The organism is Streptomyces sp. A1136 (assembly GCF_004795055.1).
Lineage (GTDB): Bacteria > Actinomycetota > Actinomycetes > Streptomycetales > Streptomycetaceae > Streptomyces.
In genome coordinates this window covers 43,430-62,438 of sequence record NZ_SSBJ01000028.1, presented here as the reverse complement: position 1 = coordinate 62,438, position 19,009 = coordinate 43,430, and the positions used below count along the sequence as shown (strand labels likewise).

At 73.8% G+C, this 19,009-nt stretch carries 18 protein-coding genes; 4 read left to right on the top strand and 14 right to left on the bottom strand.

All coding sequences use genetic code 11. The features are described 5' to 3' along the window. The first annotated feature begins 43 nt into the window (after positions 1-43). Complete coding sequence (locus E6R62_RS25455) at positions 44-1,249, top strand: serine hydrolase (protein ID WP_136215855.1); 1,206 nt, start codon at positions 44-46, stop codon at positions 1,247-1,249. A gap of 108 nt (positions 1,250-1,357) precedes the next feature. Here E6R62_RS25455 and E6R62_RS25450 read toward each other — a convergent pair whose 3' ends face one another. From E6R62_RS25450 to E6R62_RS25420, 7 genes are all read right to left on the bottom strand, one after another. After that, on the bottom strand, positions 1,358-2,506 hold the full coding sequence (locus E6R62_RS25450) for an AI-2E family transporter (RefSeq protein ID WP_136215854.1): 1,149 nt from the start codon (positions 2,504-2,506) through the stop codon (positions 1,358-1,360). Next, positions 2,506-3,048 carry a DoxX family protein gene (locus E6R62_RS25445; RefSeq protein ID WP_136215853.1) on the bottom strand — a complete coding sequence of 181 codons (543 nt, stop codon included), beginning with the start codon at positions 3,046-3,048 and terminating at the stop codon, positions 2,506-2,508. Before E6R62_RS25445 ends, E6R62_RS25450 begins: the two co-directional genes overlap by 1 nt. A gap of 136 nt (positions 3,049-3,184) precedes the next feature. Next, positions 3,185-3,391, bottom strand: a complete 207-nt coding sequence (locus tag E6R62_RS25440; protein WP_136215852.1) for a hypothetical protein — start codon at positions 3,389-3,391, stop codon at positions 3,185-3,187. Next, complete coding sequence (locus tag E6R62_RS25435) at positions 3,388-3,792, bottom strand: hypothetical protein (protein ID WP_136215851.1); 405 nt, start codon at positions 3,790-3,792, stop codon at positions 3,388-3,390. Before E6R62_RS25435 ends, E6R62_RS25440 begins: the two co-directional genes overlap by 4 nt. 117 nt (positions 3,793-3,909) lie before the next feature. Next, positions 3,910-5,355 carry a sensor histidine kinase KdpD gene (locus E6R62_RS25430; RefSeq protein ID WP_136215850.1) on the bottom strand — a complete coding sequence of 482 codons (1,446 nt, stop codon included), beginning with the start codon at positions 5,353-5,355 and terminating at the stop codon, positions 3,910-3,912. After that, positions 5,352-6,065, bottom strand: coding sequence for a response regulator transcription factor (locus tag E6R62_RS25425; RefSeq protein ID WP_240801880.1), 714 nt, complete (start codon positions 6,063-6,065; stop codon positions 5,352-5,354). The genes E6R62_RS25430 and E6R62_RS25425 overlap by 4 nt, the downstream gene beginning before the upstream one ends. 118 nt (positions 6,066-6,183) lie before the next feature. Next, entirely contained in the window at positions 6,184-7,098 is a 915-nt protein-coding gene (locus E6R62_RS25420) for an NADP-dependent oxidoreductase (protein WP_136215848.1), read from the bottom strand. A gap of 142 nt (positions 7,099-7,240) precedes the next feature. Between E6R62_RS25420 and E6R62_RS41820 the strand changes: the two genes are divergently transcribed. The 3 genes from E6R62_RS41820 to E6R62_RS25405 all read left to right on the top strand — a co-directional run bounded on the left by E6R62_RS41820 (position 7,241) and on the right by E6R62_RS25405 (position 11,402). Beyond that, positions 7,241-8,578: a LuxR C-terminal-related transcriptional regulator gene (locus tag E6R62_RS41820; RefSeq protein WP_136215847.1), complete on the top strand. Its 1,338-nt coding sequence runs from the start codon at positions 7,241-7,243 to the stop codon at positions 8,576-8,578. 189 nt (positions 8,579-8,767) lie between these two features. Further along, a complete protein-coding gene (locus tag E6R62_RS25410) occupies positions 8,768-10,402 on the top strand; it encodes an FAD-dependent monooxygenase (RefSeq protein WP_136215846.1) in 1,635 nt (544 codons plus the stop codon). Between the two features lie 52 nt (positions 10,403-10,454). Then, entirely contained in the window at positions 10,455-11,402 is a 948-nt protein-coding gene (locus E6R62_RS25405) for an alpha/beta fold hydrolase (protein ID WP_136215845.1), read from the top strand. Between the two features lie 40 nt (positions 11,403-11,442). On the opposite strand, the gene E6R62_RS25400 is transcribed toward E6R62_RS25405, so the two are convergent. From E6R62_RS25400 to E6R62_RS25370, 7 genes are all read right to left on the bottom strand, one after another. Further along, complete coding sequence (locus tag E6R62_RS25400; RefSeq protein ID WP_136215844.1) at positions 11,443-11,922, bottom strand: SAM-dependent methyltransferase; 480 nt, start codon at positions 11,920-11,922, stop codon at positions 11,443-11,445. A gap of 117 nt (positions 11,923-12,039) precedes the next feature. Then, the gene (locus E6R62_RS25395) at positions 12,040-12,912 is read right to left on the bottom strand and encodes a YihY/virulence factor BrkB family protein (protein WP_136215843.1); all 873 of its coding nucleotides are present in this window, start codon (positions 12,910-12,912) and stop codon (positions 12,040-12,042) included. Positions 12,913-13,015: 103 nt separating this feature from the next. After that, the gene (locus tag E6R62_RS25390; RefSeq protein WP_136215900.1) at positions 13,016-13,630 is read right to left on the bottom strand and encodes a pyridoxamine 5'-phosphate oxidase family protein; all 615 of its coding nucleotides are present in this window, start codon (positions 13,628-13,630) and stop codon (positions 13,016-13,018) included. Between the two features lie 39 nt (positions 13,631-13,669). After that, positions 13,670-14,911, bottom strand: a complete 1,242-nt coding sequence (locus E6R62_RS25385) for a globin domain-containing protein (RefSeq protein ID WP_136215842.1) — start codon at positions 14,909-14,911, stop codon at positions 13,670-13,672. A gap of 272 nt (positions 14,912-15,183) precedes the next feature. Continuing rightward, the gene (locus E6R62_RS25380) at positions 15,184-16,011 is read right to left on the bottom strand and encodes a phosphatase PAP2 family protein (RefSeq protein ID WP_136215899.1); all 828 of its coding nucleotides are present in this window, start codon (positions 16,009-16,011) and stop codon (positions 15,184-15,186) included. Positions 16,012-16,120: 109 nt separating this feature from the next. After that, the gene (locus E6R62_RS25375; protein ID WP_136215841.1) at positions 16,121-17,092 is read right to left on the bottom strand and encodes a YihY/virulence factor BrkB family protein; all 972 of its coding nucleotides are present in this window, start codon (positions 17,090-17,092) and stop codon (positions 16,121-16,123) included. A gap of 43 nt (positions 17,093-17,135) precedes the next feature. Then, the gene (locus tag E6R62_RS25370; protein ID WP_136215840.1) at positions 17,136-18,914 is read right to left on the bottom strand and encodes a diacylglycerol kinase family protein; all 1,779 of its coding nucleotides are present in this window, start codon (positions 18,912-18,914) and stop codon (positions 17,136-17,138) included. Positions 18,915-19,009 lie beyond the last annotated feature (95 nt).

Genomic DNA, 19,009 nt, shown 5'->3' with positions numbered 1-19,009 from the left:
AGTGAAGGGGCGGAGCGGAGGCCTTCCACAGATACTGAGGAGCGTGAGGCGTACCCGAACGGCGTTGCTCAGCGTTGCCGGAATCGTCGCCGCGATCCTCCCCACCGGCATCCCCCGTCCGGCGGCCGCCGCGAGCGCGCCGCAGACCTGCGTCGGCTCGCCGCGGTCCACGGGCGATCAGGCGGCCCGGATCAGGGCCACCGTCCGGCAGGCCTCCGGGGACCTGCACCTGAACTCGGTGATCTTCAAGGCGGTCTCCGGCGACAAGGACATCGTCACCGGGGCCGTGGGAGAGTCCATGACGGGCGTTCCCGCCGACCCCGCCATGCACTTCCGCTCCGGCTCCGTCGCCATCGAGTACATGACGACCGTGCTGCTGCAACTCGTCGACGAGGGCAAAGTGCGCCTGGACGAACCGGTCTCGCGCTGGTTGCCCACCCTGCCGCACGCCTCCGAGATCACCTTGCGCATGCTCGGCAGCTCCACCTCCGGACTCCACGACTACGTCACCGACAAGAAGTTCCTCGCCGAACTCCAAGCGGCGCCCTTCCGACACTGGACCTTCTCCGACACGGTCGACATCGCCACGGCCCATCCGCTCTGGTACAAGCCGGGCACGAGTTGGAGCTACTCCCACGCCGACTTCCAGATCCTGGGCGTCGTACTGGAGAAGATCACCGGCACGCGCCTGGACCGGCTGCTGGGCGAACGGATCACGACCCCGCTCGGACTGCGGGGGACGCACAACTCCTTCACCCCCGACATCCCGGCCCCCGCGCTGCACGCCTTCACGTCCGAGCGCGGCGTCTACGAGGAGTCCAGCTACTGGAACCCGTCCTGGACGACCGCCGCCGGGGCGGTCCTCACCAGCGACATCTGTGACCTCGCCCGTACCGCCCGCGCCATCGGCAGCGGTGAACTGCTCTCCCCCCAGGGCTTCAAGACGCAGCTCGACCCCGGCACCGTCGGCCTGGGCGGCAAGAGCGACACCTGCCCCGCCGATGTCTGCCTGAAGAACACCGCCGCCCGACACTTCGGGTTCGGCGTCCTCGTCGTCGACGACTGGATCATCCAGAACCCGTCGTTCAGCGGCTACGCGGCCGTCCAGGCCTACCTTCCGGCGCAGCGGCTGTCCATCGCCGTCAGCACGACGCAAGGCCCCGGGGCCACCGACGGCAATCCGGCCCAGACGATCGCCTCGCGTCTTGCGCGCGTCCTCGCCCCGGACCACCCCCTGACCACGCGTTGACCGGCCGTCGCCGCCGGGCGAGGGGCCGGGTTCGCGGCGGCGGGGCCGCCGCGGGCCGCGGGCCCCGTTCGGTCCCGCCGCCCAGGAGGGCGGTACGTGTCGTCGGCGTCAGGGCGGGGCGGTGGAGCGCAGCGCCTGACCGGCCGACCACAGGACCGAGACCAGCGGCACCGCGACCACCGCCCCCACCACCCCGGCGGCGATGGCCCCCGCGACCACCGACAGCGCCACGATCACGGGGTGCAGACGCACGGCCCAGCTCATGACCAGGGGGTGCAGCAGATGCCCCTCGATCTGGCCGATCACCACGATCAGCGCGATCACCACCCCGGCGATCAGCGGCCCCCGGGTGGCCAACGCGATGATGGCGGCGATCGCGAGGGCGACGGGCGAGCCGATGAGCGGGATGAACGCGGCGACGAACTCCAGCAGGGCGAGCGGCACCGCGAGCGGCACGCGCAGGACGAGCAGGGCGACGCCCACGAGGATGGCGTTGGTGCCGGCGACCAGCACGATGCCGTGGGTGTAGCCGGTGAAGGTGCGCCAGGACGCACGGCCGACGACGGCGACCCGGTGGCGCGCGCCGGCCGGGAGCTGGTCGCAGAACCACCGCCACTGCCGGTCGCCGGAGTGGATGAAGAAGACCGAGCAGAACAGGGCGAGCGCGGCGATCGTGAGGACCTCCACGAGCCGGCCCGCCCCGCTGACGGCGGTGCTGAGGATGTCCGACCGGTGGGTGGAGAGGTACTCGCCGATCTTGGCCTGCGCATCGCCCAGCGCGTGCGCGTTCAGCCGCAGGGGCGGGCGCTCCAGCCACGGCTGGATACGGCCGAGGCCGTCCTTGAACTCGGTCACCAGCGTGTCCCATTCGCCGGCCACGGTCTCCCCGACGAACGCCAGCACGCCCAGGACCAGGACGATGGTGCCGATCAGGGCGCCGGCGACGGCGAGCGGTCGCGGAATACGCCGGGCCAGCAGATCGGCGAGCGGTCGGAGCATCGCCGTCACGACCAGTCCCAGGAAGACGGCCACGGCAACCTCGTGGAACCGTCCCAGGACGGCGAAGACGCCGTAGGCGAAGCCCGCCAGGATCAGGATGCGCCAGGCGTACCCCGCCACCGTGACCAGCGTCGGTGCCACCGCCGCCGGACCGGCGACCGGACGGCCGCCGCGGGCCCGACGGGAGGCGTTGCGGATGCGGGCGCGCGTGTCGTCCGTGTCCCGGCGCTTCGGTCGCGCCGCGGATCGCCCGGCCATTACGCGCCGTCGTCCGTGCCCTCGTCGGCCGCCGCGGCGGCCACGGCCGCGTTTCGACGGGTGACGACGACGGTCGCCGCGGCCGCGCTGACCGCGAAGGCCAGCAGCAGGACGGCCGGCCGGTCCAACCGGTGACGCGTGAAGTGGTCGAGGGAGAACTCTCCCGGCCCGGCGAGACCGAGCCCGGCCGCGACGAAGCCGAGGAAGGCCGGGTACTCGAAACCGCCGCCCTGGGCGAAGAACCCGGCGGGGGCGTGGACGGAGACGGCCCCCGCCATCGCCCCGGCCGCCGCCGCGCCCGCCGCGGGTGTGGCCAGCCCCAGCACGAGCAGCGCACCGCCGCCGGCCTCACCGAGCCCGGCGGCGATGGCGCTGGGGCGCGCCGGGGCGAACCCCATGTGCTCCATCGCCTTGGTGGTGCCTTCGAGGCCACCCCCGCCGAACCACCCGAAGAGCTTCTGGGCGCCGTGGGCGATGAGCACGCCGCCCGTACCGAGGCGCAAGGCCAGCAGTCCGAGGTCCTTGCGATGGCTGAACGGCATGGGCCGGACCTTTCCCTAGGCATGAGACCGGAAGAAGACCTGATCGCAAGCCTCACCCGGTCCCACCGCCCGCGCGCGCCACCGCAGCCGAATGGCTCAGCCGTTCAGCCGTCCGGCCGTTCAGCCGTCCGGTGTCTCAGTTGTTCTGGGCCGCGTCCGCGTCCGCCTGGGCGGCCGCGTCGTCGGCGGCGTCCAGCGTGTCCTGCATCTGCTTGGCCTTGGCGTCGTCGGACACCGACGCGGGCGCCTTGGGCTGGGCGGTCGCGCCCGGCCCACAGCCGGTGAGCAGCAAGGCCGCCCCGGCGGCCAGCGCGACGAGGCCGGCGGCGGCGCGCCCGGTCACTTGGACTTCTGCGCGGCGCACCAGGTGCTGACCGCCTTGAGGTCCGCCTGCCGCTTCTGCAGGGTGGGCAGCAGGTTCTTGCGGGCGGTCAGCCGGTCGTTGAGGTAGGTGTAGATCTCGGTGTGACCCTCGGACTTGGCGTTCGCGACGCGCTGCTCCAGCCGGGCGATCGACCCGGAGACGGTGGCGTCACCGTTCAGCCGGGTCACCGCGGCGTTCACGCGGGCCTCGGTCTTGGGCAGACGCTTGCAGACGGCCTTGGAGCCGTCGCCCTTCGGCGCGGACTTCGGCGACGACGACGGCTTCGCGCCGGCGTCGGCCTGCGCGGGAGCGGCGGCGAACAGGGCGCCGGTCAGCGCGACGGCGCCGATCGCGGCGGCGGTCCTACGGCTCTTGAGCATGGTGGTATCCCCTTCGTGCGGACTGGTCCGACTGGCGTGAACGGGCCGGACGTGCAGGACGCTAGGGGGAGTTCTTGTGGTTTTCTTGTGGGCCCGCGAAGGACCGCCGGACGGCCCTCACGCGCCGCGCGAGATCCAGTTCCGGCCGGACGGGAGCGGCCCGACGGGGGCGTCCGGGGCCGACAACGGCAAGCGCACCTCGAAGCGCGCGCCCCCGGTGCCGGGCGCCGCCGCGACGGTCACCGTGCCCCCGTGCAGCGCCGCCTGCTGGGCGACCAGCGTCAGCCCCAGCCCCGAGCCGGGGCTCCCCGGGCGGTGGTGGAAGCGCCGGAAGACCGCCTCGCGCTCCCCGGGCGGGACGCCGGGCCCCGCGTCGTCCACCGTCAGGACCGCGTGACCGCCCTCCGCGCGCAACCGCACCGCGACCTCGGGCGGCTCGTCCGGCAGGTGCCCGTGGGTCACCGCGTTGCCCAGGAGGTTGTCGAGCAGGATGCGCAGCCCGGCCTCCCAACCCCGTACCCGCAACTCGGCGGGCACATCGGCGCGCAGCCGCGCCTCGGGTCGGCGCCGGGCGGCTTCGCCCACCGCCACGTCCACCAGCTCCGCCAAGTCGAGCGGAGCGAACGCGGACGCCTCCACCAGGTCGCCCCGGGCCAGCATCCGCAGCGCCGTCAACAGCTCCAGCAGCCTGGCGTGGTCGGCCTGGAGGTCCCGCACCACCTCGGCCCGCTCGGCGGGAGAGAGGTCGGGATGGGCCGCCAGGACGTCCAGGTCCGTCCGCATGCTCATCAGCGGTGTGCGCAGCTCGTGCGAGGCGGCGGAGGAGAAGGAGCGGGCGGTCTCCAGCGCCTGCGCCGTCCGGGCCGCCTGCTCGTCGTAGCGGGCCAGCAACTGCCCGATGGCGAAGGAAAGTTCGTCCACCTCGGTGATGTTCACCGGCGCCGTGGCGAAAGCCGCGGCGCCCGCCCGCGGGTCGAGTGTGGCGGCCCGGCGGCTCAACCGCCGTACGGATGCGGTGGCGCGCCCGGCCAGGCCGTACGCGATCAGCCCCGACACCGGGGCCGACAGCAGCGCGACGAGCAGGACCCGGCCGCGCACGGCGACGAGCTGCGGGTCCGCGGCCGAGGCCGGGGCGACCAGCCAGAGCGTGCCCGGCGCCGCGCCGGTCACCGGGACGGCGAGCACCCGCCAGGCACGGCCCTTGGCGCGGACCGTGACGGGTCCCTCCGGCGTCCGGGCGGGCAGCCGCGCCGGATCGGAGAGCTGCGGGCCGCCCTCCAGGAGGACGGCCCCGTCCGCGGCCAGCACCCTGACCCCGGCGTCGAGGGCGTCGCCGAGGACCTTGCGGTGTTGGTTCTGCTCCACCTTCGGCCGGCCCTTCAGCTCGGCCGCCAGCAGCGTCCTGACATCGGGGAGGACGGCCGAGGCCCGGTCCCGCAGCCGGGCGTCCTGCTGTTGGTGCAGGTCACGGGTGACCAGCCCGAGCACGAGCAGCCCCGCCGCGAGCACCAGCAGGGGCACCACCACGGTCACCGAGAGCGCGATGCGGGTGGCGAGCTTCACGGCCGGCCGCCGTCGTCCGGCGCGCGCAGGACGAAGCCGACCCCGCGCACCGTGTGGATCATCCGCGGCCGGCCGCCCTCCTCCAGCTTGCGCCGGAGGTAGCTGACGAAGGTGTCGACGGCGTCGGTGCGCACCTCGAAGTCGTAGCCCCACACGCGGTCCAGCAGCGTGTCGCGGGTGAGGACGATCCCGGTGTTGCGCACGAACTGCACCAGCAGCTCGAACTCCCGCCGTGTCAGGCACACTTCGGCATCCCCGTGGCGCACCTGCCGGGTCGCCTCGTCCACGACCAGGGGGCCGGCCCGCAGCACGTCCGAGGGGGCGTGGGCCGGCCGGCGCCGCAGCAGGGCGTGCAGCCGCAGCACCAGTTCCTCCAGCGCGAACGGTTTCACCAGGTAGTCGTCGGCGCCGGCCTGCAACCCGGCGACCCGGTCCGCCAGCTCGTCGAGCGCCGACAACATGAGGACGGGCGTCTCGTCACCCCGCTCCCGAAGGTCACGGCAGACCTCCGTGCCGGTCGAGCCGGGCATGGACACGTCCAAGACCAGGACGTCCGGGTGCCTGTCGGCGAGCAGCCGCAGCGCGCCCGGACCGTCCTCGGCGAGAAGCACCGTGAAGCCGCTCAGCCGCAGCCCGCGCTCCAGCGAGCGACGGATGGCGGCGTCGTCGTCCGCCACCAGCACCAGCCCATGGGACGTCCCACCGGTCACCCCGCCCACCTCCTGTCGGGCCGACCCTCTCATGCCGCCGGCCGGACCCGGAAGCCGGGCCGGCGGCCCACCCCCTGGAAGTTCCGCACCCCGGCCCCCGACCGCGGCGCACCGGGGGTCAGGGCCGGATCAGCAGCTTGCCGCGGGCGTGACCCGACTCGCTCAGCTCCTGCGCCTTCGCGGCGTCAGCCAGGGCGAACACCTCCCCGAGCCGGACTCGAAGGCGGCCCTCGGCGGCCAGACGGGCGTGCTCGGCCAGACCGGCGCGGATCGCGGCCGGGTCCGTACCGCCGCCGGTGAAGACGATCCCGTGCGCGGCGGCCTGCGGGTCGGCGATGGTGACGACGCGTTCCGCGGAGCCGCCCGCCAGCTCGATGGACAGGGGCAGCACGCCCTGGCCGGCCGCGTCGAACACCGCGTCCACGCCGTGCGGCGAGGCCGCCCGTACCCGCTCGGCGAGAGCGTCCCCGTACTCGACCGCGACGGCCCCCAGGGACCGCAGGTGGTCGTGGTTGGGCAGGGACGCCGTGCCGATGACCGTGACGCCCGCGGCCACCGCGAGCTGGACCGCCACCGAGCCGACCGCTCCGGCGGCCCCGTGCACCAGCAGCGTCTCGCCCGCCTTCACCCGCAGCAGGTCCAGGACCCGCTGCGCGGTCTCGCCGGCCACCGGCAGCGCCGCCGCCTGCTCGAAGGACAGTCCGGCCGGCTTGTGGACGATGTCACCGGCGATGGCGTACTCGGCGTACGCGCCCGTCCGCGTCCAACCCAGGACCTCGTCCCCGACGGCGACATGGGTGGCGCCCTCGCCGACCGCGTCCACGACACCGGCGAACTCCAGCCCCGGGATCATCGGGAACACGCTCGGGTAGAACTCCTCGACCCAGCCGTAACGCCGCTTGTGGTCCAGCGGGTTGACCCCGGCCACCACCACCTTCACGCGGACTTCCCCGGCGCCCGGTTCCGGCTTGTCGGTCTCCTCCTGGCGCAGCACTTCCGGGCCGCCGAACTCGTCGTAGACGATCGCTTCCATGTCAGTCTCCCCGCTGTGACGGCTTGTCGTTCCGTGGCTCAAGCCTCTGGCCGGAGGGACGGGAAACCGGCCCGTCTTCAGGCCAGTCCCACCTGTCCGAAAGGCCAGTGGGGATCGGGTCGCGGCCGGCTAGGCTGAGCTCATGGAGCTGATCGTGACCCCCGGGTCCCGCACCGCCGAGTCCACCCCCACCCGCACGGCCCCCGTGCTCGCGGCGGGGGAGGCGACGCTCGCCGCGCTGGCCGCGGGGTACGACGTCATCAGGCAGCCGTTGGGGGAGATCCTGCCCCGGCTCTCGGCGGTCCTGCGCGACCTCGTGCCGCACCGGGCCGCCGCCGAACTGTCCACGCACTGCGCCCACTCGCCGTTCAAGTCCTTCGGCGACGAGGCGTACGCGACCCGGATCAGCACCGCGGACATGGAGCCGCTGTTCCTGTCGGGCGTCGCGGGACGACCCTGGCAGGGCAGGGCGACGATCGCCGGGGCCGATCGTCCGGTCGTCGCCGTCACGACCGACGCGACACAGCGCGGCGCGCTGCTGGTCCTCGTACGGGACGAGGGCGCGGCCCCCGCCGACGAGGCCGCGCTCGCCGTGGTCCAAGCGCTGTGGACCCTGGTGACCAGCCACTTCGAACGACTGTCCGCGGAGGCCGCCCCCGGCGCGCTGGCCCGTTCCCGGGCCGCGGCGGACACCCGCGCCCGGGTCATCGCGGAACTGGGCGCCCGCCACGGCGCCACCCTGACCGCCCTCCTCGGAGTCCTGCGCAGCCGCAACCTCCATGACGCGGCCGCGCGTTCGACCGCCACCGAACTGGCCGTATCGGGACTGGCCGAGCTGCGCGCCGAGGCCGAACGGGACCAGGCCATGGCGGAGGAACGAGCCGACGAGGCGTTCGCCCGGCTCGCGGACTCGCTGCGCCCGCTGCTGCGACACAGCCCGGTACGACTGGAGCTGGGCGCGCCGGACTCCACCCGCAGCGTGCCCGCCGACGTGGCACACACGGCACGGGCCATCGCCCGCGAGCTGCTGCTCGCCGTACTCGAACAGGACCCGGTCACCCGCGTCCACATCGGCTGGCAGGTCGTCGGACAGGAACTGCGGGTGACCGTACGGGACGACGGACCGGGCGGGTTGAGCCACTGCGGCCTCGGCCCCACCCGCATCGCGGACCGGCTGGAGGTCCTCGGCGGACGCCTCGACATCGACCCCGTCCCCGGCTGGGGCACCACCGTGTCCGCGCTGATCCCGCTGACCACCCCGGACGCCCCCTCGCACGGCGCGCTCGACCCGCTGGGCACGCTGGGCGCGAGGGAACTCGAAGTCCTGACGCGGCTGGCGCGGGGACACCGCAACCGGGCCATCGCCCAGGAGCTCCACATCAGCGAGTCGACGGTCAAGTTCCACGTCGCGAAGATCCTCACGAAGCTCGGCGTCGCCTCCCGGGGCGAGGCGGCGGCCCTCTTCCACGCGGTCGCGTAGGCAGCCGGCCGGGCGGCCGAGCCCGGACCGCCGCCACGGCGCCGCCCGACCCGGCGGCCCCGACCCCGCGGCCCGGGCCCCCACCGCCCTGGGCACGCGGGGCGCCGGCCGTGCGATGGCCGGTCCGGGGCGGCCGGGCCACCATGGAGGTGCACCCTTCGTGGCGGACCACACCCCCGGGAGAACGCCATGGCGCACCACGACGCGGCCCCCGCGGACGTCCTGGTGGCGGGAGCCGGGCCGGTCGGCCTGTCGGCCGCCGCCGAACTCCGTCGCCGAGGGACTTCGTGCCGCGTCGTCGACCGGCTCCCGGCCAGGCTCCCCTACGCGAAGGCCGTCGGCATCCAGCCCCGCACCCTGGAGCTCTGGGACCGGATGGGCCTCGTCCAGGCCGTCCTCGACGTCGCCGTACCGATGCGCGGGCAGCTCGTCTACGAGAACGGCGTCGCCAAGGCCCGCATCGAGTTGGCGCTGCCCCCCGAGGTGCCGTACGGCTTCGCCGCCCTGCCGCAGTACGAGACCGAGCGCATCCTGGAGGAGTACCTGAACCGGTTCGGGACCGCGATCGAACGCGAGACCGAACTGGTCTCCTTCACCCAGGACGCCACGGGCGTGACCAGCCTGCTGCGCACGCCCCGGGGCGAGGAGGAGATCCGCACGCGCTTCCTCGTCGGCTGCGACGGCGCGCACAGCGTCGTGCGCAAGGGCCTCGGGCTGACCTTCGAGGGGGGCGCCCTGCCCGACGAGTACATGTTGGCCGACGTGGAGGTCGACTGGGACATGCCCTACGGGTACGGGGTGCGCAGCGAGCACCGGAGCCCCGACGGCGCCGTGGACGACATCCTGGTGTGCATCCCGCTGCCGGGCGAACACCGCTACCGCGTGTCCATGCTGGTGCCGCCGGAGCTGTCCACCTCGGGGCACCCCGGCGGCGGCGAGGTGGCGCACGGCCTGGAGGGCGGCCGGGCGCCCGGGCTGACGCACGTGCAGGACGTGCTGGACCGGCTGTCGCCGCGGCCCACCACCGCGTCCGCGCTGCGCTGGTCCTCCGTGTTCCGGATCAGCCACCGCTTGGTGAACCGGTACGGCCGGGACCGGGTCTTCGTCGCCGGGGACGCCGCGCACATCCATCCGCCGACCGGCGCGCAGGGCATGAACACCGGTATCCAGGACGCCTGGAACCTGGCCTGGAAGCTCGCCCTGGCCGTCGAGGGCGCCGCCGACCCGGAGCTGCCCGCGAGCTACGACGCGGAGCGCCGACCGGTCGGCGAGGAGGTCGTCGGGCGCACCGTCCGCCACGCCGCCGAGGGCGTCCACGCCGACCGCGGTGACCCGATGACCGTGATGCGGCGCGAGGCGCAACTGCTCGTGGGCTACCCGGACAGCCCCCTGGTGCAGCCGGCGGGGCCCGACGCCGGCACCGGCCCGCGGCCGGGGGACCGCGCGCCCGACTGCGGTGGCCTCCTCTCCGCCATCGCGACGTATCCGCTGCGCCTGTTCGACGTGCTGCGCGGCCGGGAACACACCCTGGTGCTCTACGGCCCGGGACCGGACGTGCCCGATCTCGCGCATGTCACCGCGGTCGTGCACGAGTTGGCGCCGGACCGGGTGAACATCTGCGCGGTGCTCGCCCGCACCGACGCGGGCAGGGCGGCCCCCTTCCCCGTCTACCGCGACTCGGAAGGCGAATTCGCCCGGTCGTACGGGGTGGGGGAGGCGCCCGCCGCCTTCGTCGTGCGGCCCGACGGCTACCTGGGGGCCCGTCTGTGTCCTCCGTCCGGACCCGGTCTGGGCTCGTACCTCTCCCGCGTCTTCGCCCCGTAGGCCGGCCGGACCTGGTCCGGTCCGGCCGCACCCGGCCCGGAAGGAGGCCCACGTGCGACGACGTCCCCGCTCCGCCGTCCTGGCGGCGGTCACCGTCGCGCTGACCCTCTGCGCGGGGCCGGCCGCCACCGCCCGGCCGCCAGCCCCCGTGCCTTCCGCCGACGGGGGCGACACCGTTCGACACGTCGACGTCGGCGGCGGGCACACCGTGTACCTGCGCTGCCGGGGCACGGGTACGCCCACCGTCGTCCTGGTGTCGGGCCTGCATGAATCGTCCGACAGCTGGACCCTGACCGACACCGCTCCGCCCGTGCCCGGGGCGCCGGCCGTCTTCCCCGGCGTGGCGGCGTTCACCAGGGTGTGCCTGTACGACAGGCCCGGCACCCTCCGCTACACCGATCCGCCGACGCTCACCACCCGCAGCAGCCCGGTGACCGGCGTCCGCGAACTCCCGGACGCGGTCCGCGACCTCGACCGCGTCCTGACGGTGGGGAAGGTCCCCGGACCGTACGTCCTGGTGGGCCACTCCTACGGAGGCCTGATCACCCTGCTGTACGCGAAGCGGCACCCGGACCGGGCCCGCGGCCTCGTCCTCGTCGACGCCCTCGCCCCGGCCCTGAGACGGGAACTGGGCGCCTCCTGGTCCGAGTACGTGAGCGCACTGCGCCGGCCGGGCACCCCCTATGACGGCGATCCGGCGTTCGAACAGGTCGACCTCGACGGGGCGGTGACGGCCGTCGAGCGGGCCGGCCCGCTGCCGCGCGTCCCGCTCGCGGTCCTCAGCAAGACGCGGCCGTTCGCCGCGCCCGCCACGATGTCGAAGGAGCTCCTGGCCCGGCTGGAGGCGGCCTGGCCCAAGGCACAGCGGTCACTGGTCGAACTGGCGCCACAGACCCCGCACCTGCTCGCCACCGGCAGCGACCACTACGTCCAGCTCCACGACCCGGACCTCACGATCGCCACGGTCCGCCTCGTGGTGGAACGCACCCCCGCCCGCTGACGGGACCGGCTTCGTCCCTCGGCGGGACCGGCCTCGCCCGTCAGTAGTACCGGCGCATGATCTCCGTCGCCCAGGCCGGTTGGCGGGTGGCGCCCCGGGGGCCGAACTCGTCCATGTAGGGCTTGACGTCGAGCACGGGCGTGCCGTCCACCGCGTCGAGACCCCGCACGTGGATGTCGAGCCCCTCGACGCTCAGCAGCCGGCAGCGGGACACCCCGAGCCGGTTGGGGCGGTTCTTGCCGCGCTGGGCGAAGATGCCGACCAGCGGCCAGTCGGTGTTGCCGCGCGGGTGCCGGGCCCCGGCCTCGACCTTGTCGGGCGCGACCCGGTCGAAGTGGTAGACGACCTCCAGGTGCGAGAAGGAGTCGAGCCCGGCGAGTGCCTCCGGTCCGAACCGTCCGTCCAGCCGGATCACCGCCGACACGTCCTCCCAGGCGTCGTCGTGGACCTCGGTCCGGCCGCCGACGACCCGGCCGACCGGGTCGCAGACCACCTCGGCCGGAGCGCTGTTCTCAGCCACGTGACACGCCTTCCTGGAGACGGGAACGATCACGGGACACCCTACGTCCGAACGGGCGGTCGGCAGGCGGATGTTCGTGCGGCCCCGACGGCCGCCGCCCCGTCCGGCCCCGGACCCTCACCCGGCGCGGCCCCGCGCCAGCTCCCGGTTGAACTGGGCCCCCGCCAGCAGCGCCAGATTGGCGAACCACAGCCAGACCACGAAGACGATGACCCCCGCCAGGGAGCCGTAGAGCCGGCCGTAGGTGTTCAACTGCGTGTAGAGGGTGAAGACCAATGACGCGCCGAGCCACAGGACCGCCGCCAGCACACCGCCCGGCAGTCCGCGCCGGGTGCCGCGGGTTCCCGTCGGTCCGGTACGGAAGAGGATCAGGATCAGCAGCGTGACCACACCGAGGAGGACCGGCCAACGCAGGACGGTCAGGCTCCCCACGTCGACTCCGGCGGCCGTGGCGAGCCGGTGGGCGAGCGGACCGGAGGCGACCAGACCCACGGCGCCGACGACGAGGAGCAGCAGGAGCAGGGACGCGGTGATGACCAGCGTGTGCGCCGCGCGCAGCGGTGGTCGGGTGTCGGGGACGCGGTGCATCGTGTGCAGGGCGCGACGGAACACGGCGAGATAACTACAGGCGGACCACAGCGCGCTCACCACGCCGCCGAAGGCCAGGGTCCATACGGAGGTGTGCGCCGCCGAGAGGCCGTTCAGCGCGTCCTGGAGCACCTGGGCGGACTGCGGAGGGGCGTAGGAGGTGAGATCCGAGACGAGGCGCTGCCGCGTCGCGTCCCCGAGCAGCCCCACCAGGGAGACGGCGACCACGAGCGCGGGCAGCAGCGCGAGCAGGCCGTAGTAGGTGAGGGCCGCCGCGGAGTCGGCGACGTTGTCGTGCCAGAGCCGTACGGCCGTACCGCGCAGCGCGCCGCGGGAACGCGCCGCGATCGCCGCGGCGGGGGTCGGCCGACGGCGCCCTTCGGTGTGCGGAGTCGATGTCACAGCGTGCTGGTGCCCCTCAGGCCCGGGTGCATGCGCCCCGGAGCGCCGTGCCCCCACGCCGCGCGCGAGGGCCGGGACGGGCCCGGCCCACGCGCCGTCCCGTTCACGACAGGCTCGACCACATCGGCGTGCGGGGCTTGGTGAAGTACTCCGCGTCCTTGGGTCGGGCCGGGTCGTGCCCGGCGGGGCGGGGGGCCGGTTCCAGGTGGGGTATGTACTTCGAGCAGTGGATGTACGCCTCTTCGACCGTGAGGTGGACCCACAGGTGGGGGCTGCGTCCGGGCGCGACGTCGGTGGGCAGGCCGGGGTGGACGCGACGCAGTTCCGCGTCGTCGCAGAGCCGGGCGACGCCGTTGACGTGGAGTCCCACGTGGTGGTGGGTGAAGTCCACGAAGAGCATGCCCAGGTGGGGGTTCTCGCTCATGTTGCCCGCGCTGGCGAGCACGCCGTTGCCGCGGAACTCGGGATAGGCGAGCGTGCGCTCGTCGATGACGTGGACGAATCCGGGCGGCCCGGCACGGAAACTGGCGTCGCATTCCCCGTGGGAGTCGGCGGTGGCCAGGAAGACCATGATCTGGCGGCCGATGAACTCCCGCATCTCGGACGTGAGGTGGGGACGCACCTGCTGGTCGTAGAAGCGGGCGGCGCGCTCGGCCGTACCCAGTTGCTGCTGGAGCCGGTGCTCACCGGCCGAACCGAAAGACGGTGGAGGGAAGATCACGGGACTTCTCCTGGGGAGGGGAACGGGGGAAGCGGTTCAGCGAGCGGACAGGACGGGCGTCTCGAAGGGGTCGTGATGGATGCGGTCGGGCAAGGTACCGTGGCGGGTCAGCATCTCGCCGGCGGATGCCACCATCGGTGCCGGTCCGCTGATGAACACGTCGTGCTGGTACCACGGCCCGTACTCGGCCAGCACCTGCGGCAGCGACCCCCGGATGCCGGGGATGTGCTCGTGGGAGACCGCGCCCCGGAGGGTCAGCCAGTGGTGCTTCTGGGCCAGCCGCAGCATGGCGTCCACCCCGTACAGCTCGGCCCCGGTACGGGCGCCGAGGAACAGGTCCACCTGATGGCGTCCCCCGCGCCGGGCCACCTCCTCGATGAGGGCGCGGATCGGGGCGAGGCCCGTACCGCCGGCGACGCAGAGCAGGTCGGTGTGGACCGCCGCGTCCAGCACCATGTCGCCCATCGGGGGGCCCAGTCGCAGTACGTCGCCGACCGCGGCCCGGTGCACCAGCGCGTTGCTGACCGCGCCGCCGGGCACCGCGCGGACGTGGAAGGTGAGCGTGCCGTCCACGCGGGGCGCGTTGGCGGGGGAGTAGTAGCGCCACAGCTTCGGCCACCACGGCGTCTCCATGCTCACGTACTGGCCGGCCTGGTAGTCGTAGGGCATGTGGGGGCGCACGGTGATCTCGGCGATGCCGTGTCCGCGCGCGACGCGGTGTACCACCGTGGCGGGCCAGACGGCGGGGCGCAGGGCCTCGTCCTCCTCGGCGGCGCCGATCATGACCTGGGAGACCACGCCGTACGCCTTGGTCCACGCGTCGGCGATGTCCTGTGTCCAGGCCGGCCCCGCGTAACGGGCCAGGGAGGCCAGGAGGCACTCGCCCACCGCCGGGAAGTGCGCGGCGAGGGTGCCGAACTTGCGGTGGTCGCGGCCGAGGTGGCCACAGAAGCGGACCAGGTTCTCGGGGTCGTCGACCACGTCCACGATGTGCAGGAGCGCGCGCAGGAGGCGACCGCGCTGGGCGTCCATCCCGGGCGGGAACATGGGCCGCACCTCGGGGTACCGGGCGAAGAGGATCGCGTAGAAGTAGACCGTCATCTCTTCGGCCACGGGCGCGACCACCGACGCCGACGTCTTGATCAGGTGTATCTCGTGATCGGACAGGGGCGCTTGTGGGGGCGGCGACGCCGCCTCACCGGGTACGGGGGAGTACGGGCCTTCTTGCGCGGGCTGTCCGTCTGGTGCACTGCCGGGGCGGCCGATCCGGAACTTCAACGGACCAGCGCTCCTCCGCCCGCCCTGCCGGCCGGCCCGGGCCGGGTGTAACGGTGGACGCCCTCCCTGGAGTCGGCGGGCTCCGGGGACGCGCCGGGGCCGGAACCTTCACCGCATCTCCATATCGGGTGCGGGTAGGGGGTGTAGTGGCGGGAGTGCATGGATCCTCATCGGGTAGGCGTGCCTGGTCAACGAAGCGGACGTAGTAGTTCCGACCGCACATGATCCTCGTTCGGGTCGTCGACCAGGGGAAGGGGTGCATCCGCTAGAACTCACCCCGTGTTCTTGTCGCATTGCCCCGGCTGGTCCTGAGGTATGCGCGGTGAACCCGACGAATGATTTCGGCCATCCGTCGAGCCGGCCGGCGGTTCGGGCCGCTCGGCCACGATCTCCGGCTCCAAACCCTGCGCGGGCGTGGTCCGGTCGCGCCCGACATCCGTCCGCCAGGCCTCGAAGGCCAAGGTGGTCGCCGTGACCACGGCCAGACCGAGCAGCCAGCCCCCCACCACGTCGCTGACCCAGTGCACCCCCAGGGCCACGCGCGTGTAGCCCACGCCGATGACCGAGACCACCGCGAGGGCCCACGGGAGCGGACGCCAGGCACGCGGCACCAGTGGCAGCAGGGCCATCAGCAGTACGGCGCAGGATGTGGTGGCCGTCATGGCGTGACCGGAGGGGAAGGAGAACCCGGGCGCCTGTGAGACGGGGTCCGGCAGGTGGGGTCGGGTCCGCTCGACCACGTTCTTCACCAGCAGCCCCAGCAGACCGCCGGCGGTCGCGGTGACCGTCGCCCAGATCGCCAGCCGTACCGCCCCGCGCACCAGGAGCCACACCACGAGCGCCGCGACCAGCAGACGCATGGTCACCGGGTCCCAGACCACGTGCGTGAGGAAGTCGAGCACCCGCACCCAGGCGGGGTGCCCCAGCGCCGTACGGTGCAGCCGCTCGGCCGTGCCCTGGTCCAGCCGGTGCAACGGCGCCCACCGGGACTCCACCAGCACCAGGGCGACCGCGAAGGGCACGGACGCCAGCGCGGTGGCGGCCACCGTCGTGACCAGCCGCACACCGAACCGCGCGTCGGGGCCGAAGCGGTCGGACATGAGGCGGCCCACGGCCCGCCGTGGTCGGGTGGAGCTTCGTGACATGGTCTTCGTGCTTCCTCTCGGTGGTTCTTCGGGTCTGCCGTCGTGCCCGACGAAGGGCACGGTGTCAGACGCCGGGGTCCTCGGTGACCGGTTCGGCCACCCCGGCCCTCACGGCCTCCAGCTGGGCGGCGAACGCCAGGCCCAGGAAGAGGGCCATCGAGGTGAGGTAGGACCACAACAGCAGCGAGACGAACGCGCTGAGTGGCCCGTACACGGTGGCGAAGGAGCCGCCCGCCCCGACGTACAGGCTCAACCCCCACGTCGCGACCAGCCAGAGCACCAGGTACACGGCGGCGCCGAAGGCCAGCCAGGTGTAGCCGGGCTGGGTGCGGCGGGGGGAGAGGCGGAAGATGGCGCTGGTGGCGAGGATCGCCAACAGGATGCCGATCGGCCGGCGCAGCAGGTCCCACACGTGCACCGTGCCGGGGCCGAGGTGGTAGACCTCCGCCACGGCCCGGCTCAGCTCCGCCCCGAGCACGGTGACCGCGAAGCTGAGCCCCAGGGGCAGCCCGGCCAGCACGGACATCACCAGCCCGCGGGTGTACTTGGCCAGGAACGGCCGGTCGCGTTCCGTCCCGTATATGCGGTTGGCCCCGCGCTCGACCTGGCACAGGCTCGTGGTCACGTTCACCACGGAGAACAGCAGGCCGAGCCAGAGGGCGACCTGACTGCCGTCCCCGGCCCGGTGGTGGCTGCGCGCCAGCGCGTCGTCCACGACGTCCTGGCTCGGCCCGCTCGCCAGCCGGCGGATCGTCAGCTCCGCCACCCGCCCGATGCCCTCGGTGTGCAGCACGCCCGACAGGCCGATGAGCGCGATGGCGAGCGGGACGATCGACAGGACCGTCTGGAGGGCGAGCGCCCTGGAGTGGCTGAATCCGTCGGCGTAGCGGAACCGGATGAACGAGTCCCGCAGGAGGCTCCAGCCGCCGTAGCGGCGCAGCGTCGACCACGCCTCCTCGGCGGACAGCTCCTCGCCCTCCACCTCGGGTGCGGCCTCCACCTCATCGCGCTGCGGTACCCGCGTCGCCGTGCCCATGTGCCTGACCCCCTGTGTCGACTGGTGCGGTACGAGGCCGGCTTCAACCGCCGACGGTGAACGGGGCCTGCTCGGCCGGCGCCTCGGGCGCCTCGACGGCCCGGGGCCGCGGCGGCATGCAGATCCGCAGCGCGCCCGGCTCGACCTCGGCCGTCATCCGGTTCCCGGCGCCCACCACATCGCCGTCGAGCTCGCGCGGTTGCGGCTTCGCGAAGCGGATCTCGACGCGCGCCGCGCTGAAGTACTCCAGCGCCCCGCCGGCCACCGCCCCCCGCGCCCCGCCCGGAGTCCGGGCCGTCCGGCCCGGCAGCATGTGCGAGCCGAGATGCCCCGCGGCGGCGAGCCAGCCGCGGGCGCCCCTGGGGTCGAGCAACACCACCTCCAGACGCCCGCTGTCGGGGCGCGCGTCGGGCAGCAGCGGCAACCCGCCCTGCAAGGTGCCGACGTTGCCGATGACGACCATCCGCGCCCGCCGCTCCCGTACGGGCTCCGAATCGAGCCGGATCGACAGGCGCATCCGCGGGTCCCCGAGGTGGCGGACCGCCGAGAGGACGTACGCGGCCCAGCCCAGGCGCTCCTTCGCCCGCTCCGACGCGTCCGCCACCATCGCGGCGTCGAAGCCGGCTCCCGCCATGACCGTGAACCGGGCGGGAGCCAGTCCGTCCCCCCACACCCGGGCCACGTCGATACGGACGGTCTCCCCCGACAGGGCCGACTCCAGGGCGGTGACCGGATCGGCGGGGAGGCGAAGGTTGCGCGCGAGCAGGTTGCCGGTGCCGCAAGGGACGACCGCGAGGGGGACGCCGGTGCCCGACAACACGTCGGCGCAGGCGCGTACGGTGCCGTCACCGCCGCAGGCCACGACCAGCTCCGTTCGGGCCTCGGCGATCCGCCCGGCGAGAGCGCCGGCCGGCTGCTCGGCGGACGTCGACGTCCACACCTGATCGGCGTAGCCGTGGCGGGCCAGGACCGCGCGTACCCGCTCGGCCTGCTCGGCGCCGCAGCCGAGCGGGTGACGCACCACCACGGCCCGCCGGCCCCCGGCGGGACCGGTGGCCGCGCCCGTGGGGTCGTCACCCGTACCGCTCCGGTACGGGGTTCGGGCCGAGGGGAGCGGCTCGGCGCGCGCCTCGTCGGCCGCTTCCGGTCGGCGGCGCGGCAGCAGCAACGCGTGGGTCACGACCAACAGCGTGCAGGCCCCGTTGAGCAGTCCTCCCACCACGTCGGACGGGTGGTGCATGCCCCGGTACACCCGCGACAACGCCACGGCCACCGGGATCAGCACCAGGACCGCGACCGCGACGTACCGCACCCAGCGCCGGCCGTCGCGCAGGCGGACGGCCACCAGGACGGCCAGGCCACCGAACAGCGCCACGGACGCCCCCACGTGCCCGGAGGGAAAACTGGAGGTGGGCGGCGCGGGGTCCATGTGCGGTACGTCCGGACGCGGTCGCTCCACGACCAGCGTCACGAGCAGGAACACCGCCGACTGGGCGGCGACGGCCACGGCCGGGAAGAGCGCCTCCCACGGCCGCCGTCCCCGCGACACGACCAGCAGGGCGGCGACGGCCAGGAGGGTCAGGGCGATGACGCTCCGCGTGCTTGCCAGCAGCGACAGCCACGCGGAGAGCGGCGTGGCCAGGCCGCCGCGGTGCGCGGCCAGGGCGCGGTTGACGCCGTCCTCCGCCGCCAACGGCCACTGGTCCGCCAAAGGCCCCGTCACCAGCAGCCCCACGCCCACCATCAGGGCCGCCTGAACCGGCAGCAACAACAGTACGGAAGGGCGACCGGGCCGTACGGCCGCGCCGGATGCGGGTCTCATTGCCGCCGTGTTACCCGCGACGGCCCACTCATGCGCGTTCCGCGGCCATCGGGGTGGACATCCCCGCCAAGGGGTGCCGGCGTGTCGGCGCCGCA